Annotated in this window: 14 protein-coding genes; 5 read left to right on the top strand and 9 right to left on the bottom strand. The window is 60.7% G+C overall.

Going from position 1 to position 15,722, the window contains the following annotated elements:
- Positions 1-10: 10 nt before the first annotated feature.
- The 3 genes from nirB to ABEA02_RS06435 form a co-directional block, all read right to left on the bottom strand.
- Positions 11-2,539 (bottom strand): nitrite reductase large subunit NirB, encoded by a 2,529-nt coding sequence (gene nirB / locus ABEA02_RS06445; protein WP_345532054.1) that lies wholly within the window; start codon positions 2,537-2,539, stop codon positions 11-13.
- A gap of 553 nt (positions 2,540-3,092) precedes the next feature.
- Entirely contained in the window at positions 3,093-4,703 is a 1,611-nt protein-coding gene (locus tag ABEA02_RS06440; protein WP_345532053.1) for a methyl-accepting chemotaxis protein, read from the bottom strand.
- A 36-nt stretch (positions 4,704-4,739) separates the two neighbouring features.
- Positions 4,740-5,204: a cache domain-containing protein gene (locus ABEA02_RS06435; protein ID WP_345532052.1), complete on the bottom strand. Its 465-nt coding sequence runs from the start codon at positions 5,202-5,204 to the stop codon at positions 4,740-4,742.
- Between the two features lie 252 nt (positions 5,205-5,456).
- On the opposite strand from ABEA02_RS06435, the gene ABEA02_RS06430 reads away from it, so the two are divergent.
- Positions 5,457-5,747 (top strand): hypothetical protein, encoded by a 291-nt coding sequence (locus ABEA02_RS06430; protein WP_345532051.1) that lies wholly within the window; start codon positions 5,457-5,459, stop codon positions 5,745-5,747.
- Between the two features lie 124 nt (positions 5,748-5,871).
- On the opposite strand, the gene ABEA02_RS06425 is transcribed toward ABEA02_RS06430, so the two are convergent.
- Genes ABEA02_RS06425 through ABEA02_RS06405 form a run of 5 tightly spaced genes read right to left on the bottom strand, consistent with a single transcriptional unit; the run spans position 5,872 to position 10,880 of the window.
- Positions 5,872-8,016, bottom strand: coding sequence for a type IV pilus secretin PilQ (locus ABEA02_RS06425; protein ID WP_345532050.1), 2,145 nt, complete (start codon positions 8,014-8,016; stop codon positions 5,872-5,874).
- Positions 8,013-8,540: a pilus assembly protein PilP gene (locus tag ABEA02_RS06420; protein WP_345532048.1), complete on the bottom strand. Its 528-nt coding sequence runs from the start codon at positions 8,538-8,540 to the stop codon at positions 8,013-8,015. The genes ABEA02_RS06425 and ABEA02_RS06420 overlap by 4 nt, the downstream gene beginning before the upstream one ends.
- The gene (locus ABEA02_RS06415; RefSeq protein WP_345532047.1) at positions 8,537-9,205 is read right to left on the bottom strand and encodes a type IV pilus inner membrane component PilO; all 669 of its coding nucleotides are present in this window, start codon (positions 9,203-9,205) and stop codon (positions 8,537-8,539) included. The genes ABEA02_RS06420 and ABEA02_RS06415 overlap by 4 nt, the downstream gene beginning before the upstream one ends.
- Positions 9,205-9,804, bottom strand: a complete 600-nt coding sequence (locus ABEA02_RS06410; RefSeq protein ID WP_345532046.1) for a PilN domain-containing protein — start codon at positions 9,802-9,804, stop codon at positions 9,205-9,207. The genes ABEA02_RS06415 and ABEA02_RS06410 overlap by 1 nt, the downstream gene beginning before the upstream one ends.
- Complete coding sequence (locus ABEA02_RS06405) at positions 9,801-10,880, bottom strand: pilus assembly protein PilM (RefSeq protein ID WP_345532045.1); 1,080 nt, start codon at positions 10,878-10,880, stop codon at positions 9,801-9,803. The genes ABEA02_RS06410 and ABEA02_RS06405 overlap by 4 nt, the downstream gene beginning before the upstream one ends.
- Positions 10,881-11,102: 222 nt before the next feature.
- On the opposite strand from ABEA02_RS06405, the gene ABEA02_RS06400 reads away from it, so the two are divergent.
- Positions 11,103-13,376, top strand: coding sequence for a penicillin-binding protein 1A (locus tag ABEA02_RS06400; protein ID WP_345532044.1), 2,274 nt, complete (start codon positions 11,103-11,105; stop codon positions 13,374-13,376).
- Here the strand turns inward: ABEA02_RS06400 and cyaY are convergent, their stop codons facing one another.
- The gene (cyaY, locus tag ABEA02_RS06395) at positions 13,377-13,703 is read right to left on the bottom strand and encodes an iron donor protein CyaY (protein ID WP_345532043.1); all 327 of its coding nucleotides are present in this window, start codon (positions 13,701-13,703) and stop codon (positions 13,377-13,379) included.
- A gap of 51 nt (positions 13,704-13,754) precedes the next feature.
- Between cyaY and lptM the strand changes: the two genes are divergently transcribed.
- Genes lptM through ABEA02_RS06380 form a run of 3 tightly spaced genes read left to right on the top strand, consistent with a single transcriptional unit; the run spans position 13,755 to position 15,619 of the window.
- Positions 13,755-13,964 carry an LPS translocon maturation chaperone LptM gene (gene lptM / locus ABEA02_RS06390; protein ID WP_345532042.1) on the top strand — a complete coding sequence of 70 codons (210 nt, stop codon included), beginning with the start codon at positions 13,755-13,757 and terminating at the stop codon, positions 13,962-13,964.
- Positions 13,961-15,220, top strand: a complete 1,260-nt coding sequence (lysA, locus tag ABEA02_RS06385) for a diaminopimelate decarboxylase (RefSeq protein WP_345532041.1) — start codon at positions 13,961-13,963, stop codon at positions 15,218-15,220. Before lptM ends, lysA begins: the two co-directional genes overlap by 4 nt.
- A gap of 6 nt (positions 15,221-15,226) precedes the next feature.
- A complete protein-coding gene (locus ABEA02_RS06380; protein ID WP_345532040.1) occupies positions 15,227-15,619 on the top strand; it encodes an RNA-binding S4 domain-containing protein in 393 nt (130 codons plus the stop codon).
- Positions 15,620-15,722 lie beyond the last annotated feature (103 nt).

The following is a 15,722-nucleotide window of genomic DNA, read 5'->3' as shown; positions in this document are numbered from 1 at the left end:
ACGTCTCCTCTCAGGCTGTGGCTTTGTCGTCAACGGTGACGGCGATTTCATCTTCGCGCGCGGGTCGGATCTGGCCGCGCTCCTGCACGAAGACGATGCGCTGGTCAGCCTTGTCACTATTGACGAAGGTGCGGAAGCGCTTGCGAACCTCGGGGTTCGTCACGGCGGTCTTCCACTCGCACTGGTAGGTGTCGACCACATGTTGCATCTGCGCCTCGAGTTCAGCGCCGAGACCGAGCGAGTCGTTGATGATCACGTCCTTGAGGTATTCCAGCCCGCCCTCCATGTTGTCGCGCCATGTGCTGGTGCGTTGCAGGCGATCCGCAGTCTTGACGTAGAACATCAGGAAGCGGTCGATCATGGCGATCAGTTGCGGTTTGGTGAGGTCAGACGCAATCAGCTCGGCATGGCGCGGCTTCATCCCGCCGTTGCCACACACGTAGAGATTCCAGCCGCGCTCGGTGGCGATGACGCCGACGTCCTTGCCTTGCGCTTCGGCACATTCACGCGTGCACCCCGAGACACCGAACTTGATCTTGTGCGGCGCGCGCAATCCCTTGTAACGGTTCTCCAGCTCGACGGCGAGGCCCACCGAGTCATCCACGCCGTAACGACACCAGGTCGAGCCGACGCAGCTCTTCACAGTGCGCAGGGACTTGCCATAGGCATGACCCGACTCGAAGCCGGCGGCGATCAGCTCTTCCCAGATCAGCGGCAGCTGTTCCAGGCGCGCACCGAACATGTCGACGCGCGCACCGCCTGTGACCTTGGTGTAGAGGCCGTATTTCTTGGCGACCTGGCCGACAGCGATGAGGCCGTCCGGCGTCACTTCACCACCAGGCATACGCGGCACGACCGAGTAGGTGCCATCCTTCTGGATGTTGCCGAGGAAGTAGTCGTTGGAATCCTGCAGGCTGGCCAACTCGCCTTGCAGCACGAAGTCGTTCCAGCACGAGGCGAGAACCGATGCGGCCACGGGCTTGCAGATGTCGCACCCCAGGCCCTTGCCGTGCTTGGCCAGCAACTCAGAGAAGCTCTTGATCTGGCCAACGCGCACGAGGTGATAGATCTCCTGTCGCGAGTAAGGAAAGTGTTCGCAGAGGTGGTTGTTCACCGCCATGCCGCGCTTGGCCATTTCGGCCTTCATGATCTGCGTCACCAGCGGCACGCAGCCGCCACAGGTGGCGCCAGCCTTGGTGCAGCTCTTCATCTGGGCAATCGTCGTGGCGCCATCGCCCACAGCGGCACAGATCTGCCCCTTGCTGACGTTGTTGCACGAGCAGATCTGGGCAGCGTCGGGCAGTGCATCCGGTCCGAGCCCCGGCTTGGCCTTGCCGTCGCTGGACGGCAGGATCAGGAATTCGGGGTCAGCCGGCAGCGTGATGCTGTTGAGTGCCATCTGCAGCAGGGTGCCGTATTCATCGGCATTGCCCACCAGCACAGCGCCCAGCAGGCGCTTGCCGTCTTCGCTGACGACGATCTTCTTGTAGATCTGTTTGATCTCGTCGGTGTAGCGATAGCTGCGGCAGCCGACGGTGCGGCCCTGTGCGTCACCAATGCTCGCAACATCGACGCCCATCAGCTTGAGTTTGGTACTCATATCAGCGCCACCGAAAGCTGCGTCGCTCTGACCGGCGAGCTGACGCGCCACGATGCGGGCCATGTCGTAGCCTGGGGCAACTAGGCCGAACAGCTGATCGCGCCAGGAGGCACATTCGCCGATGGCGTAGATGTTGTCGTCGGACGTGCGGCACTGGTCGTCAATGACGAAACCGCCGCGCGGGCCAACCGCAAAAGCGTTCTGGCGCGCCAGCTCGTCACGCGCACGGATGCCGGCCGAGAACACGATCATGTCGGTTTCAAGGTGTGTGCCATCGGCGAACACCATGCGATGACGCGCCGTCATGCCATCGGTGATTTCGGTGGTGTTGCGGCTGGTGTGCACATTCACGCCCAGTGCTTCGATCTTGGTGCGCAGCATGCGGCCACCTTCGTCGTCGACCTGCACGGTCATCAGGCGCGGCGCAAACTCGACAACGTGGGTGTCGAGACCCATATCACGCAGCGCCTTCGCGCATTCCAGGCCCAGCAGGCCGCCGCCCACCACGACACCGCTGCGCGAGACCTTGCCGCCGGCAGTCATGGCCTCAAGGTCTTCAATGGTGCGATAAACGTAGCAGAACTCCCGGTCGTTACCCTTCACACCGGGGACAAAGGGCGACGAACCCGTGGCCATCACCAGCTTGTCGTAGGGCAGGACTTCGCCGTCCTGCGTAGTGACAGTCTTGTCGAAACGGTTGATGCCGACTACGCGGCTGTTCAGACGCAGTTTGAATCCGCTCTCTTCAAAGAAGCCGGGCTGGACGAGCGACAGGTCTTCCGCCGACTTGCCGGAGAAGAACTCGGAGAGATGCACGCGGTCGTAGGCCGGACGAGGCTCCTCGCACAGCACGGTCACGTCGGCGCCCGGCTGCAGTTGATGGAGTTCTTCGAGGAATTTGTGGCCCACCATGCCGTGGCCAGCAAGAATGATCTTCATGGTCTGTATCACTTCACCGGCCATGACGAAAGCTTGCTACGGCACGCAGAAATCACGTGCAGAAGGCCCCCGCGGACGCGGCTAATTGTCGGTTAGGAATGACCGGATGACGGGGATAAGGCTGCCATCCGGATTCCGCCGTCGTTGGCGGAGGCTTCGCTTCCAGGCTGCATCGCCTGCAAGCAAGCCTTGTCAAGCAGCATCCATGCCATCGGCTCCACCTTGCCGCATCGGGGCGGAAAAGATGATTTACAGCAATGCCTTAGAGGGAATTCCGCAAGGAACGCACAGCGCGGCCAACGTTGTTCCAGCGCGCCCAAGGCCGCACCAAGGGCGGGCCAGTTCGCCAACTTGGTGCCGGCGGAAAAAGTGGAGTCATAGGCCCGGGCCAACGGCAGGGCTGCCGCCCGCAGGACCACATTGCAGTCGACCACTGTGGCTGGGTCTGGGACTCGCGCTCGGGGTTAGTGACCAGAGGCGGAATACGTTGCCCGGAAGCGTGGCGGAGATTGCGCAGGACGCGTGCCCCACGCGCGGCGCCTGACGGGCGTGCTCAGACCCTGAACTTGCCTATGCCGTCGCTCAGCTGACGCGATAGCCCTTGCAAGGCTGTAGCGGTTGTCTGACAGCGCTGCGCGGAGCCGGCGTTGTCACTGCCCATGCTGGCGATGTTTTCCATGTTTTGCGCGATGCTGTCGCTGGCGGCCGATTGCTCGCGCGCTGCAACGCTGAGTTCACGCATGCGCATCATTGCCTCGTTGGCTCCGATTTCGATGGCGTGCAGCGGGTCGCGCAGCTGCTCCATGAGCTGAGCCCCCGCATCCACGCGGCTACGCGCGGCGCCCATTTCGGTCGCAGCGCTGACTGACTGGGTCTGGATGCGCTCAATGACCTGCTTGATATCCTGTGTGGCGTTGCTGGTCTTCTCGGCAAGCTTGCGTACTTCGTCAGCCACCACAGCGAAGCCACGACCGCTTTCACCCGCACGCGCAGCCTCGATAGCCGCATTCAATGCCAACAGATTGGTCTGATCTGCGATCTCGCGGATGACATTGGCAATACCGCTGATCTGGTTGGCGCTCTCACGCAGGGCCTCCATAGAGGCAGCCGTGGCATCCACCGTAGTGGCGATACCGCGCACCTCATCGGTAACTTTCATGACAAGGCTTACCCCTTGCTCGGCCGTGCGGGAGGTCTGCTCGGCGACATCAGTCACGGCAGATGCGCTGTCCGACACATGCGCGATGCTGACTGTCAGTTCCTCCACAACAGCAGCTGCGCTGCTGAGTGCATCTGACTGTCGCCCCACATTGCCACTCACGACATCGGCAGCCTGCGCCATATCGCGGCTCGCCGATTCAAGCTCCAACGCCGAACGACTCGCACTCGAAATCATCTGGCGCAAACTGTCCTGCATGGAGGAAAGCGCGCCAACCAGCTGCCCCACCTCATCATTCGCACCAGGCGCCACTGGCTGTGTGAGATCGCCGCCGGCAATCCGCTTGGCCACCATGATGGCGCTGTGAACGGGTTTGGCAATCGCACCTGCCATATAGGTACTAAGCATCACCGCGGCAACGACCGCGACCACAAACAGCAAACCGCAAACCATGTAGGCGGTGTTACGCACGGACAGCGCCGACTGATAACCCTCACGCGCAGCCTCAACCTCCAGCTGCACCCTCGCCGCGACGGTTGCCGAGACCAGCTTGAATTTGTCGTCCGCAGTCTGCATGCCGGATCGGCCCATGTTGGCATCCATCGATGCCATATCGATGGCCGTATTCAACGCCTTCTGGTAAGCCACGACATGACGGGCCAGCTTCTCCAGCATGCCCAGACTGTCTTCCTGCGCGCCCGCATCCGGCGTCGGCAACTTCGCACGCACGGCATCAAGACGATCATTGAGCGCTCTCAGGCGTTCAGCCGCCTTCTTCTCGCTCAAACCATCAAGGGCCGTAAACATGGCGTAGGCAGCAGCATGCACCGACAGCAACTCCGTTTCTATAGCCGTTGCTTGCTGAACGCCGGTAAACTGGTTCTCGAAAAGATTCTCCAACGCATTGCTGGTGTTGCGGAGCGCATAACCCGTCGCGATGCCAACGGCAAAAATCATGGCAACACAGCACATCGGCGCAATCAGCATGCGGTGGACGATTTTCATGCCTGTCTCCTGCGTTCAGTTTGCAGCGAAGACGATCTAGCGCTTGTAGATGCCGGCACAGACGATGTCCGAGCCCTGCAGCTGGCAGTAGGCCTGCTTGGGCAACACCTTCTTGGTCACCGGATCTGTAAAGGCATAGTCTTGCCAGAACTTACCCTTGCTCCTGGCGAGATCCACCCGCTCTTTGACGAATAGCTTGCCGTCCGGATCCTTGAAATCAATCAGGTCCTTGTCGACCATCTTGGGGTTCTGGCCGTGTGCCAGCACTTTGCCAGTCATGTCATAAACGACCGGGTAGAGGTCACGATCGATCCATTTGGGATCTTTGTCCGTGATCTCCTTGAGCGCTTGGGCGCGGTTAGCCTTGATGGCCACAATCGCTTTGCCGACCATGGCTTCAGCCTCTTTGGCCGTCGCAAACTCTTCGGCACCGATAGCCGGGACGCCTGTCAGGGTGATGATCAATGCCAGCGCTGCGCGAATGACTGCAAATTGCCTCATGGTTCGCCTCCGGAAGATGTTGACACCTGCCGCGACGACAGGCTCCAGAATGCATAACGACGCCCCCTGTCAAAGCTTGAGGTGCTGCATTGCGATAAGCGCAAAAACTGTGCGTGACCTCCCTCACGACACAGTTAGTTTCGAAATTCACCAAATTCTACGACCTTAGTAAAATTGCTTCCCCGATAATCAAACAGGCACGCGGCAGCCCACGGCCGCGATAAGCCTGCATCACAACAAGGTCAGAGGGTCATGTCATTCGAAATCGAAACCACCTCGTTCTGCGAGAACGGCATCAGTCCGCGCTGGGTCTGGTGGGTACGCGGCATCGCCGGCACCGAACGCTTCGGGCTGGTCGGCACGGATGAGCATGGCAAAGGCTTGTTCCTCTACGAACACGAAGGCGATCGCCAACCGCGCCGTGAGACCCTAATGGCACCCGAGCACTTCGCCATGCCAAGCACATGCAGCAAGAGCGAGGCCAACGATACCTTGCTGAAACAGCTGGTTTCGCTCGGTTGGACCAAAGCCAACATGGGCTGAAGCCTCGAGTTCCAGACGCCGTTGGAACTTGCTCCTTGAAAGCGCATTGGTCGCCTTGGACTGAAGCTTTCAGGCAATAAAAAACCCGGGACGAGCCCGGGTTTTTTATTGCAGCATCGCTAGCTCAGCGGCTGGCCATGTTGTCAGCCATGATGCGCGGCGTCACGAAGATCATCAGCTCAGTCTTGGTGTCTGCCTTTTCGTTTTCACGGAACAGGTAACCGAGAACCGGTACGTCACCCAACAGCGGGATCTTGGTCGTGTTGTTGGTGGTCGTTTGCTGATAGATACCGCCCAGCACCACCGTACCGCCGTTGTCGACCAGAACCTGGGTGCTCACGTGTTTGGTATCGATTGCCAAGCCGTAGCTCAGGGACACTTGGCTGTTTACCGAGTCCTTGTTGACGTCGATGGTCATCGAGATACGGCCATCAGGCGTCACATGCGGCCGCACCTTCAGGGACAGAACGGCCTTCCGGTAAGAAATCGTCGTGGCGCCTGAGCTGGATGCCGTCAGATACGGCAGCTCGATACCCTGTTCGATGATTGCTTCGTTCTGATCAGAAGTCATCACACGAGGACGGGACACCACTTTACCGCGCCCATCCGCCTCAAGGGCAGACAGTTCAAGACTGATGAAACGACTGCCGGCGGCGTTATACAGAATAGTCGACAGCACACCAGGCGAACGGCCGTTGATGTTCGGCGCGGCCAGATTGACGTTCTGCGCGTTGCTCGTGTTCCACTTGGCCTTGTCTTCGGTAAGACCAGCCTGGTAACCCGTGCCTTCGATACCCGCACCGACAGTCACCTTGGGACGGCCGCTGTACGTGTTGCCCAGCAATCCCAGGAAACCCAGGCGAGCGCCAAGGTTGCGCGCAAAACTGTCCGAGGCTTCCACGATCTGCGCTTCGATCAATACCTGCTTAACCGGTACATCAATCTCAGTCAGCATGCGACGCACGTCGTCGAGGCGTGCCGGCACGTCAGAGATGATCAGCTTGTTTGAGCGCTCATCCATCACCACCACACCGCGTTTGGACAGGATGGTCTTTTCCTTATCCTTCAGGATGCCGTCAAAAATCGACTTGGCGCTGTGGTAATTGACCTGGAAGGTCTCCGTGCGCAAGGGCTCCAGATCCGCGATCTGCACCTTGGAGTCGAGCTCAAGCTTCTCACGAGCCGCCAGCTCGTCACGCGGCGCAATCCAGATCACGCTGCCATTCTTGCGCATGTCCAGACCCTTGGCCTGGAGGATGATTTCCAAGGCCTGATCCCATGGAATGTCCTTGAGGCGCAGGGTCAGCGTGCCGCTCACTGCGTCGCTGGTGATAATGTTGAAGTTCGTGAAGTCTGCGATGACTTGCAGCACCGAACGCACATCAATGTTCTGGAAGTTCAGCGACAGCTTCTCGCCCGCATATTTCTGGGTGCGCGAGCCCTGAACGAGCTTGCTCGGGTCTTCCTTGACCGACTTCACTTCGATGACGAACTGATTGTCGGTCTGGTAGGCGTTGTGCTCCCACAGTCCCTTGGGCGTGATGACCATACGCACCGTGTTGCCTTGGGTGCTCGTCGACACAGTGTTGATCGGCGTTGCAAAGTCCGTGACATCAAGGCGGCGGCGGAGATTGTCCGGCAGAGCGGTCTTGAGGAAGTCGACGATCAGGTCATTGCCTTGCTGACGGATATCAATACCGGTGTTGGCATCGGACAGGTCGACGATTACGCGCCCCTCACCATCCCGGCCACGACGGAAATTGATGTCGCGGACCTTGTGGCTCTCTGCACCACCGGGCTGTTCGGCAAAGCGGGCCGTCGTAACCGGCTCCTGCGTCTTGGCACCGAGCTGGCTCAAGGTGATGAGAATTTCCTTGCCTGACGCGGACGTGACATAGGTCAGGGGGCGCAGCAGGTTGATGACCAAACGCGTGCGATCGGCCACCTGGGCGACGTTAATGCTCCGCAGATCGCCGTCGTTGATCTGCCATGACGTCTGGCCCGTCGCATTCACTGTGCCGGGAAAGTCGATAGCAACACGCGCCGGACTGGAGACACTGAAGCTGCCAACCTGTGACGTGAGAGGCTCCTTCAAGGTCACCTTGACGATCAGGTTGCCGGCATTCTGGCTGGCCTGGACCGACTCGATAGCGTTCTTGCCTGCAGGCACCTCTGCAGCTGGCGCAGATTGCTGCGCGTAAGCCGGCACGAAGGACATGCAAAGCGTCAGGCACGTCATCAGGATGCCGAGTTTTCCTTGGCGTTTCATCGTTTTACCTCCTGCTCCTGCATTTGCATGGCGCTCATGCGCTCCACCCAGTCCCCGTTGGAGTCTTCGATCAACTCCTTGAGTGACAACTCAGTTTCTGAAATCTTGGTCACCAGACCAAAGTTCTGTCCGATGTAGTTACCTACCCGGATCTGATGCACGGTTCTGTCCGCCTGCACCAGCGCAATCGGACGACCATCCTTGGAAACCATCATGCCGACCAGCTTGAGCGATTCCAGCGGATAGGCTTCCAGTGGCTCCCGACGACGGTTGGTATCCGGCCGATTGCTCTGCCGCTTGTCCGGATCCAGCTTCGAAGCCTGGAACGGATCAGTCACTTGGGCGGCGTCAAAATCCACCACCGGGAATGTCTTCATCTGCGGCAGCGGCGGTACGCGTCCGCGCATGGTGGCTTGTTCGGAAGCCATCCAGTTCTTGATGTCCTGATGCTCATCCCCACCGCATCCGGCAAGAACGGCACACAAGCCACCAAGGCTCAAAATCATCAAAAGGCGCGCGCTCATTTCTTCGCTCCCGGAGCCTTCTCACGGCGCTTCTGGGCAATTTCCTCGTCGTCCAGATAGCGGTAAGTCACAGCCGAAGTGTCCAGCTGCAGGACTCCTGACTTGGACTCGATGACGATGTCACGCAACGACACGATCCGCGGCAGCTTCGCCACGTCAGCCGCAAAATTACCGAGGTCCGAGTAGCTGCCCGTCACACGCAGCGAGATTGGCAACTCAGCGTAGAAATCCTTGACGGCCTCTGCGCCCGGCTTCCAGAGATCGAACTGCAGGCCACGGCCACGGCCAGCCTGGTTAACGTCAACCAGGAGGGCTTCCATTTCCGAGCGGTTCGGCAACTGCTTGAGCAGAGCACCGAACTGCCGGTCAATATCAGCGAGCTGCTTCTGGTACTCCTCCAGATTGACAGCCTGGCGCTTCTTGCCCACCCACTCCTCACGCAGCTTGACCTCGCTCAGTTTGCGATCCTCAAGCGTCGTCAGCTGATCACTCCAGTCAAACCAGTAAGCACAACCAACCAGAACAATCAGCAATGCCACCAGGGTAAGCACGCGAGGTGCAATCGGCCACATGCCGGGGTCATTAGGATCCAGCTGCTTGAAATCATTGATGATCTGGTCCAGCTGGATGCCGCGCATACGCTGCGTCAGTGCAGGAGCTGCCATTATTTTTGCTCCTTATTCGTAGTACCACCCGCCGCTGGCGAATCGGCCGGCTCCACCGGCGCACGCTCAATGCTCACGTACAGGTTGAAGTCCCCTACACGGCGACGGTTGAGGTCGGCCGTCTTGATTTCGACGAGATCAGGTTTCTCGAAAATCGGCGAGGCGTCCAGATTACGCATCAACTGCGATACACGGGCATTGGACTGTGCGTAACCCATGAGCTGGATCCGGGCGCCATTTTGCTTGATCGAGCGAATGAACACGCCTTCCGGAACTTGCTTGCCAAGTTCATTCAACACATGCACGGTCTCGGCACGATTGCTCTGCAGAGACTCAATCACCTGCTTGCGCGACAGCAGCGACTGCGTCTGCTCCTGCAAGCGCTTGATTTCGGCAATTTCCTTGTCGAGCACAGCGATCTCGCGCTTCAGAAAGTCGTTCGTTGCTTCCTGCGTCGAAATCTGTTGACCGATGATGGTATGACCGACAAACCAGATCGCTCCTGCCAACAGGGCAACCAGCCCGAGCAGCGTGTAGAACTGTTGTCGTCTTTGCTTGCGTGCCTCTTCTCGGTGAGGCAGAAGGTTTATGCGAATCATGCGTCAAACCTCCGCATGGCAAGTCCGCAGGCAACAATCAGGGCCGGAGCTTCCATCGCCAGATTCTTCGGACGGATGCGGGACGATAGCGCCATGCCGACGAAGGGGTTGGCCACCAGGGTGGGCACCTGCGTGCGTCCCGCCACGATCTGATCCAGCCCCGGCACGACAGCACAGCCACCGGACAGGATGATCTGATCAACCTGGTTGAACTGGGTAGAGGTAAAGAAGAACTGCAGCGCACGCGACACTTCGAGGCCTACGCTATCCATGAACGGACGCAGCAGTTCGTGCTCGTAGTTTTCGGGAAGGCTGCCAGAGCGCTTGGCCGCCTCTGCCTCCTCGCTGCTCATGCCGTAATTCCGCATGATGTCCTGCGTCAGCTGGTAACCACCGAAAGCCTGCTCGCGGGAATAAAGGACGTTGTCGTCGCGGATCACCGAAACCTTCATGGTGTTGGCGCCGATGTCGACCGTCGCAATCACCTTGCCGGCCCCTTCATCCTTGTCGAGCTTGCGACGCACCAAGTCAAAGGCGGCCTGGGCGGCGAACGACTCGACATCCATGACCGATGCCTTGAGACCCGCGGACTCAGCCGCCGCGACACGATCTTCAACCTTTTCCTTGCGGGAGGCCGCGATCAGGACATCGACCTCCTCGTCACTGCCATGAGTCTGACCAATCACCTGGAAATCGAGGTTCACTTCCTCGATGGCAAACGGGATGTACTGGTTCGCCTCGGACTCGACCTGCACTTCCATGTCGAGCTCACGCAATCCGGCAGGAAGGGTGATCTTCTTGGTAATCACCGCAGCGGCGGGCAGCGCCAAAGCCACCTGCTTGGTGTTGGTCCCCAAGCGCTTCCAAGCCTTCTTGATGGCGTCCGCGACCTGCTCGAGGCTGGCGATATTGCCGTCGGTCACCGCATCGCGCGGCAAAGGCTCGATCGCATAGCGTTCCAGCCGGTACTGGTTGGACGCTTCGGAGAGCTCAACCATTTTCACTGCAGAAGACGAAATATCCAGCCCGATCAGGGGTCTGGCACGTCCTCCCAGCAAGGTAGAGAAGTCAATCACGCGGGCCGTCCTATCAAAAAACGTTTAAAATCCGGCAGTTACGAGCAAATTCACAAAATTACTTTAAATCCTAGCAGTTAGGTATCAGATATGTAAAGCAAACTGGCGCCGAACGGTCAATCATTTCCCCCCGAGGGCGTCGCGTACCCCCTGCCTCCCGGCTAAGATGCCGGCGGGCATCTGCCTACCCCGGCCTTGCGGCCCATCTGACCTCTCGCCTTCATGCGCAAATCCATTCTCTTCGGTGCAGCCATCCTTGTCGGTGTGCTGCTGCTCGTCTGCTCCACTGTCGGCATCGCTGTGGCTTTCGCCTGGCCGAAGCTGCCTGAGCTCTCCGCCCTGACCGACTACAAACCACGCATCCCGTTGCGCATCTACACCGCAGATGGCGAATTGATCGGGGAGTACGGCGAAGAGCGCCGCAGCTATGCCCCCATCAAAACCGTTCCGGACTCCCTCAAACACGCCATCCTTGCTGCTGAGGATGACCGCTTCTACGAGCACGGTGGTGTCGATTTTGCCGGACTCACCCGTGCGACCCTGCTGAACCTGCTGGGCGGCGCTCGTCGGCAAGGCGGCAGCACGATCACCATGCAGGTCGCGCGGAATTTTTACCTCAGCCGCGAAAAGACCATCACACGCAAACTCTACGAGATCCTGCTGTCGATCAAGATCGAAAAAAACCTGACAAAGGACCAGATTCTTGAGGTTTATCTCAACCAGATATACCTCGGACAGCGCGCCTACGGCTTCGCTGCGGCTGCGCAGATTTACTACGGCAAGGAGCTGTCCAACTTGACTGTGGGGGAATGTGCGATGCTCGCCGGCCTGCCCAAGGCCCCGTCGACGTACAACCCCGTCGTCAATCCGCCGCGCGCCAAACAGCGCCAGCAATACGTCCTGCGCCGCATGACCGAGCTGGGCTACATCGACGAAGCCGCCCACGACAAGGCTGTCGCGGAGCCGGTGAAGCTCGCCATCAGCAAGTCACACCCCTCAGTACAGCCGCTGATCTCGTTGCATGCCGAGTACGTGGCCGAAATGGCCCGACAGATGGCCTACGAGCAGTTCAAGGAGGATGCTTACACACGCGGCATCAAGGTCATCACCACCGTGATGAAGAACGATCAGCAGGCGGCCTACCGCTCGCTGCGCCGCGGTCTGCTCGACTACGAGCGCCGCCATGGGTATCGCGGCGCCGAAGCACAGTTTGACCTCGCAGGCGTGAAGAACGAGCAGGATGAGCAGCTGGAAGAACTGCTCGAAGACGTCCTGGATCAGGATGAAATCCGTGCCGCGCTGGTACTGGAGGCCTCCGCCAAGAAAGTCCGTGTATACCTGCGCGGCGGCGAAGTGGAAGACGTCACCGGCGACAGTCTGAAGTACGCCGCGGCCATGTTGGCCAGCAACGCTCCGCAGCAGAAGCAGGTGCGACGTGGTGCGCTGATCCGTGTCGTCAAGACAGCCAAGGGCTGGGCGATCACCCAACCGCCGGAAGTGGAGGCTGCTTTCGTCTCACTGGACCCCTCCAACGGCGCCATCCGTGCGCTGGTCGGTGGCTTCGACTTCAACCGCAACAAGTTCAACCACGTCACGCAGGCCTGGCGCCAGCCAGGCTCCAGCTTCAAGCCATTCATCTTCTCGGCGGCGCTGGAGAAAGGCTACACGCCGGGCAGCATCTTCGAAGACGGGCCACTGAGCTTCACTGCGGCGGAAACCGGTAGCCAGGCCTGGTCGCCGGGCAACTACGACGGCAAGTACGAAGGCCCGATGAGCCTGCGCACCGCGCTCGCCAAGTCGAAGAACTCGGTCGCCATTCGCCTGCTGCAAGCCATCGGCCCGGCATACGGGCAGGACTACGTCACCTCGCGCTTCGGTTTCGATGCCGACAAGAATCCGCCCTACCTCACACTGGCGCTGGGCTCCGGCGCTGTCACGCCCTGGCAGATGGCATCGGCATACGCCATCTTCGCCAACGGCGGCTATCGCATCCAGCCCTACATCGTCAGCGAGATACGTGACGAGAACAATCGCGTCGTCGCCCGTGTCACGCCGCCGGTAGCCGGCCAGCAAGCCGAAAAGGTGCTCGACTCGCGCAACGTCTATCTGATGCACACCATGATGCAGGATGTCGTGCGCCGCGGCACCGCGGGCAAGGCCATGTCGCTGGGTCGCAGCGACCTCGCTGGCAAGACCGGCACGACCAACGACTACGTGGATGCCTGGTTCAGCGGCTACAACCCCGGCCTCGTCGGCGTCGCCTGGGTCGGTCACGACCAGCCAAAGAAGCTGGGGTCAGGCGAGACAGGTGGCGTGCTCGCCCTGCCAATCTGGATCGGCTACATGGAGCAGGCGCTCAAGGGCGTGCCGGACACCCCGATGCCGGTGCCCGGCGGCCTGCTGCGCGTGAAAACCGACAAGGGCGAGGACGACCTCATCTACGAAGAGAACATGCCCAGCGAGCCCACTCCGGCGAGCGAGCCTGCCAAGGAATGATCAGATGGCGAGCGGCTGCCCGGCCTGCTCGCTCAGCAGACGGCTCAGCGCGGCGTGCAGCTCTTCGCCATCACGCGTGTTGAGCCACTGCCCGCCCTCGGGCCGGTAGTGGAAACCGCCGGATTTCGCAGCCACCCAGATCTCACGGGCGGCGGCATGCCGGTTGATGACCATCTTGCTGCCATTCGGGAATGACAGTTCGAGGATGCCACCCGGACGCGCCTCGATGTCGAGGTCGAGGTCAGCATCATCCGCCGCCTGCTCTATCACCTGCTCCAGCTTCGCCATCTGGGCGTCGGCCAGATCCAGAAAAGTCTTCTCGTCCATGGGGCCCTGACTCCTTGTTACCATTCACGCTTTGCACTGAGACGATCCGACATGCGCCTGATCACGGCCCCAGTCCTGCTATCCATTGTTCTGGCCGGCGCGCTGACCGCCTGCGGCATCAAGGGTGGGCTCTACCTGCCCCAACCCCTGCCGCAGCCTGAATCAGCAAAAGCCGCGCCCGATCATAGCAAGCCCTCGTCCAGCAGCCCCGCCAACGCCACCAATCAGTCCGCGCCCCGCGCGGCGCCTGCCTCGAAATGACTTTTCCCGTTCCCGGTCTGCACTACACCGACAAAGGCCTCGCGCTGGAGTCGGTCGCCCTTGTCGACATTGCGACACGCTTTGGTACGCCCACTTTCGTCTACTCGCGTGCCGCCCTGACGGCTGCCTGGCAAAACTGGAATGCCGCCCTCGCCGGCCGCAATGCCCTGGTTTGCTATGCCGTCAAGGCCAACAGCAACCTCGCCATCCTCAACCTGTTCGCGCGTCTCGGCGCGGGATTCGACATCGTATCGGGCGGTGAACTGTCGCGCGTGCTGGCCGCCGGAGGCACCGCTGACAAGGTCGTGTTCTCCGGTGTCGGCAAGAGCCGTGCGGAAATGGCGCAGGCATTGCGCGCCGGCATCCACTGCTTCAACCTCGAATCCACGCCCGAACTCGATCGCCTCGAATCCGTCGCCAGCGAGCTGGGCCTCGTCGCCCCTATCGCCGTACGCGTGAACCCGGCCGTCGACCCGAAGACTCACCCCTACATCTCCACAGGCCTGCGCGACAACAAGTTCGGGGTCGCTTTCGAAGACGCCCTCGCCCTCTATCGCAAGGCCGCGGCATCGAAGCACCTGCGGATCAGCGGCGTCGCCTGCCACATCGGCTCGCAGATGCTCGACCCTGCGCCGATGGCCGAAGCGGCTGGCAAGGTGCGCGAACTCGTTGAACAGCTCGAACGCGAAGGCATCTCTCTCGACCACATCGACCTCGGCGGCGGCCTCGGCATCCGCTACAAGGACGAAGTGCCGCCGACCGGCACCGAATACCTCGCCCCCCTGCTACGTGCCATGGAAGGCCGCAAGGAACAGCTGCACTTCGAACCCGGCCGCTCCCTGGTCGGCAACGCCGGCCTCTTGCTGACGAGCGTCGAGTACCTCAAGCCCGGTGCAACGAAGAACTTCGCCATTGTCGACGCCGCGATGAACGACCTTGCGCGCCCCGCGCTCTACGACGCCTTCCACGAGATGCTCGCCGTCACCCCGCGCAACGCGCCACCGGTACCCTACGAAATCGTCGGTCCCATCTGCGAGAGCGGCGACTTCCTCGGCCATGATCGCGCTCTATCGCTGGCCGAAGGCGACAGCATCGCCATCCTCTCGGCCGGCGCCTACGGCATGGCCATGAGCTCCAACTACAACACGCGCGGCCGCTGTGCCGAAGTGCTGGTCGATGGCGACGCTGTACACCTCGTGCGTCAGCGCGAGAGTATCGAGAGCCTTTACGCCCTCGAATCCATCCTGCCCGCCTGACGCACCATGTCCGACCACGAAGGCGTACGCATCGACAAGTGGCTGTGGGCCGCGCGCTTTTTCAAGACGCGCACCCTCGCCACCGACGCCATCGACGGCGGTCACGTCAAACTCAACAACCTGCCCGTCAAACCCTCACGCAACGTCAAACCCGGCGACCGTATCGAGTTGGTACTCGGCGAGCAGCGCTGGGAACTGATCGTCCTCGCTCTTGCCGAAAAACGCGGCCCCGCAACGGTGGCCCGCACGCTCTACGAAGAGACACCCGACAGCACCGCCGCCCGCGAAGCCAAACGCGAGCAACGCCGCCTGCAGCACGAACCCGCCGACGACCTGCGCGGCCGTGGCCGCCCCACCAAGCGCGACCGTCGCGACATGGGGCGCATTCGCTGGGAGTGATGTACCCCCGGTGACGGCACACTTCGGTAGCCGTCCCGCCCCAAGGGGGTTGCGGTTTTTCCTTGAGGCGGCTCTGCGGAAAAACCTAGATTAGCCCCCTGCC

It is taken from the genome of Viridibacterium curvum (assembly GCF_039544165.1).
GTDB lineage: Bacteria > Pseudomonadota > Gammaproteobacteria > Burkholderiales > Rhodocyclaceae > Viridibacterium > Viridibacterium curvum.
This window is presented reverse-complemented; position numbering and strand designations above follow the sequence as displayed.

Bases quoted from the DNA above. Each gene is read 5' to 3' on its own strand.
- nirB (WP_345532054.1), bottom strand. From the start codon at position 2,539: ATGAAGATCATTCTTGCTGGCCACGGCATGGTGGGCCACAAATTCCTC.
- ABEA02_RS06440 (WP_345532053.1), bottom strand. From the start codon at position 4,703: ATGAAAATCGTCCACCGCATGCTGATTGCGCCGATGTGCTGTGTTGCC.
- ABEA02_RS06435 (WP_345532052.1), bottom strand. From the start codon at position 5,204: ATGAGGCAATTTGCAGTCATTCGCGCAGCGCTGGCATTGATCATCACC.
- ABEA02_RS06430 (WP_345532051.1), top strand. From the start codon at position 5,457: ATGTCATTCGAAATCGAAACCACCTCGTTCTGCGAGAACGGCATCAGT.
- ABEA02_RS06425 (WP_345532050.1), bottom strand. From the start codon at position 8,016: ATGAAACGCCAAGGAAAACTCGGCATCCTGATGACGTGCCTGACGCTT.
- ABEA02_RS06420 (WP_345532048.1), bottom strand. From the start codon at position 8,540: ATGAGCGCGCGCCTTTTGATGATTTTGAGCCTTGGTGGCTTGTGTGCC.
- ABEA02_RS06415 (WP_345532047.1), bottom strand. From the start codon at position 9,205: ATGGCAGCTCCTGCACTGACGCAGCGTATGCGCGGCATCCAGCTGGAC.
- ABEA02_RS06410 (WP_345532046.1), bottom strand. From the start codon at position 9,804: ATGATTCGCATAAACCTTCTGCCTCACCGAGAAGAGGCACGCAAGCAA.
- ABEA02_RS06400 (WP_345532044.1), top strand. From the start codon at position 11,103: ATGCGCAAATCCATTCTCTTCGGTGCAGCCATCCTTGTCGGTGTGCTG.
- cyaY (WP_345532043.1), bottom strand. From the start codon at position 13,703: ATGGACGAGAAGACTTTTCTGGATCTGGCCGACGCCCAGATGGCGAAG.
- lptM (WP_345532042.1), top strand. From the start codon at position 13,755: ATGCGCCTGATCACGGCCCCAGTCCTGCTATCCATTGTTCTGGCCGGC.
- lysA (WP_345532041.1), top strand. From the start codon at position 13,961: ATGACTTTTCCCGTTCCCGGTCTGCACTACACCGACAAAGGCCTCGCG.
- ABEA02_RS06380 (WP_345532040.1), top strand. From the start codon at position 15,227: ATGTCCGACCACGAAGGCGTACGCATCGACAAGTGGCTGTGGGCCGCG.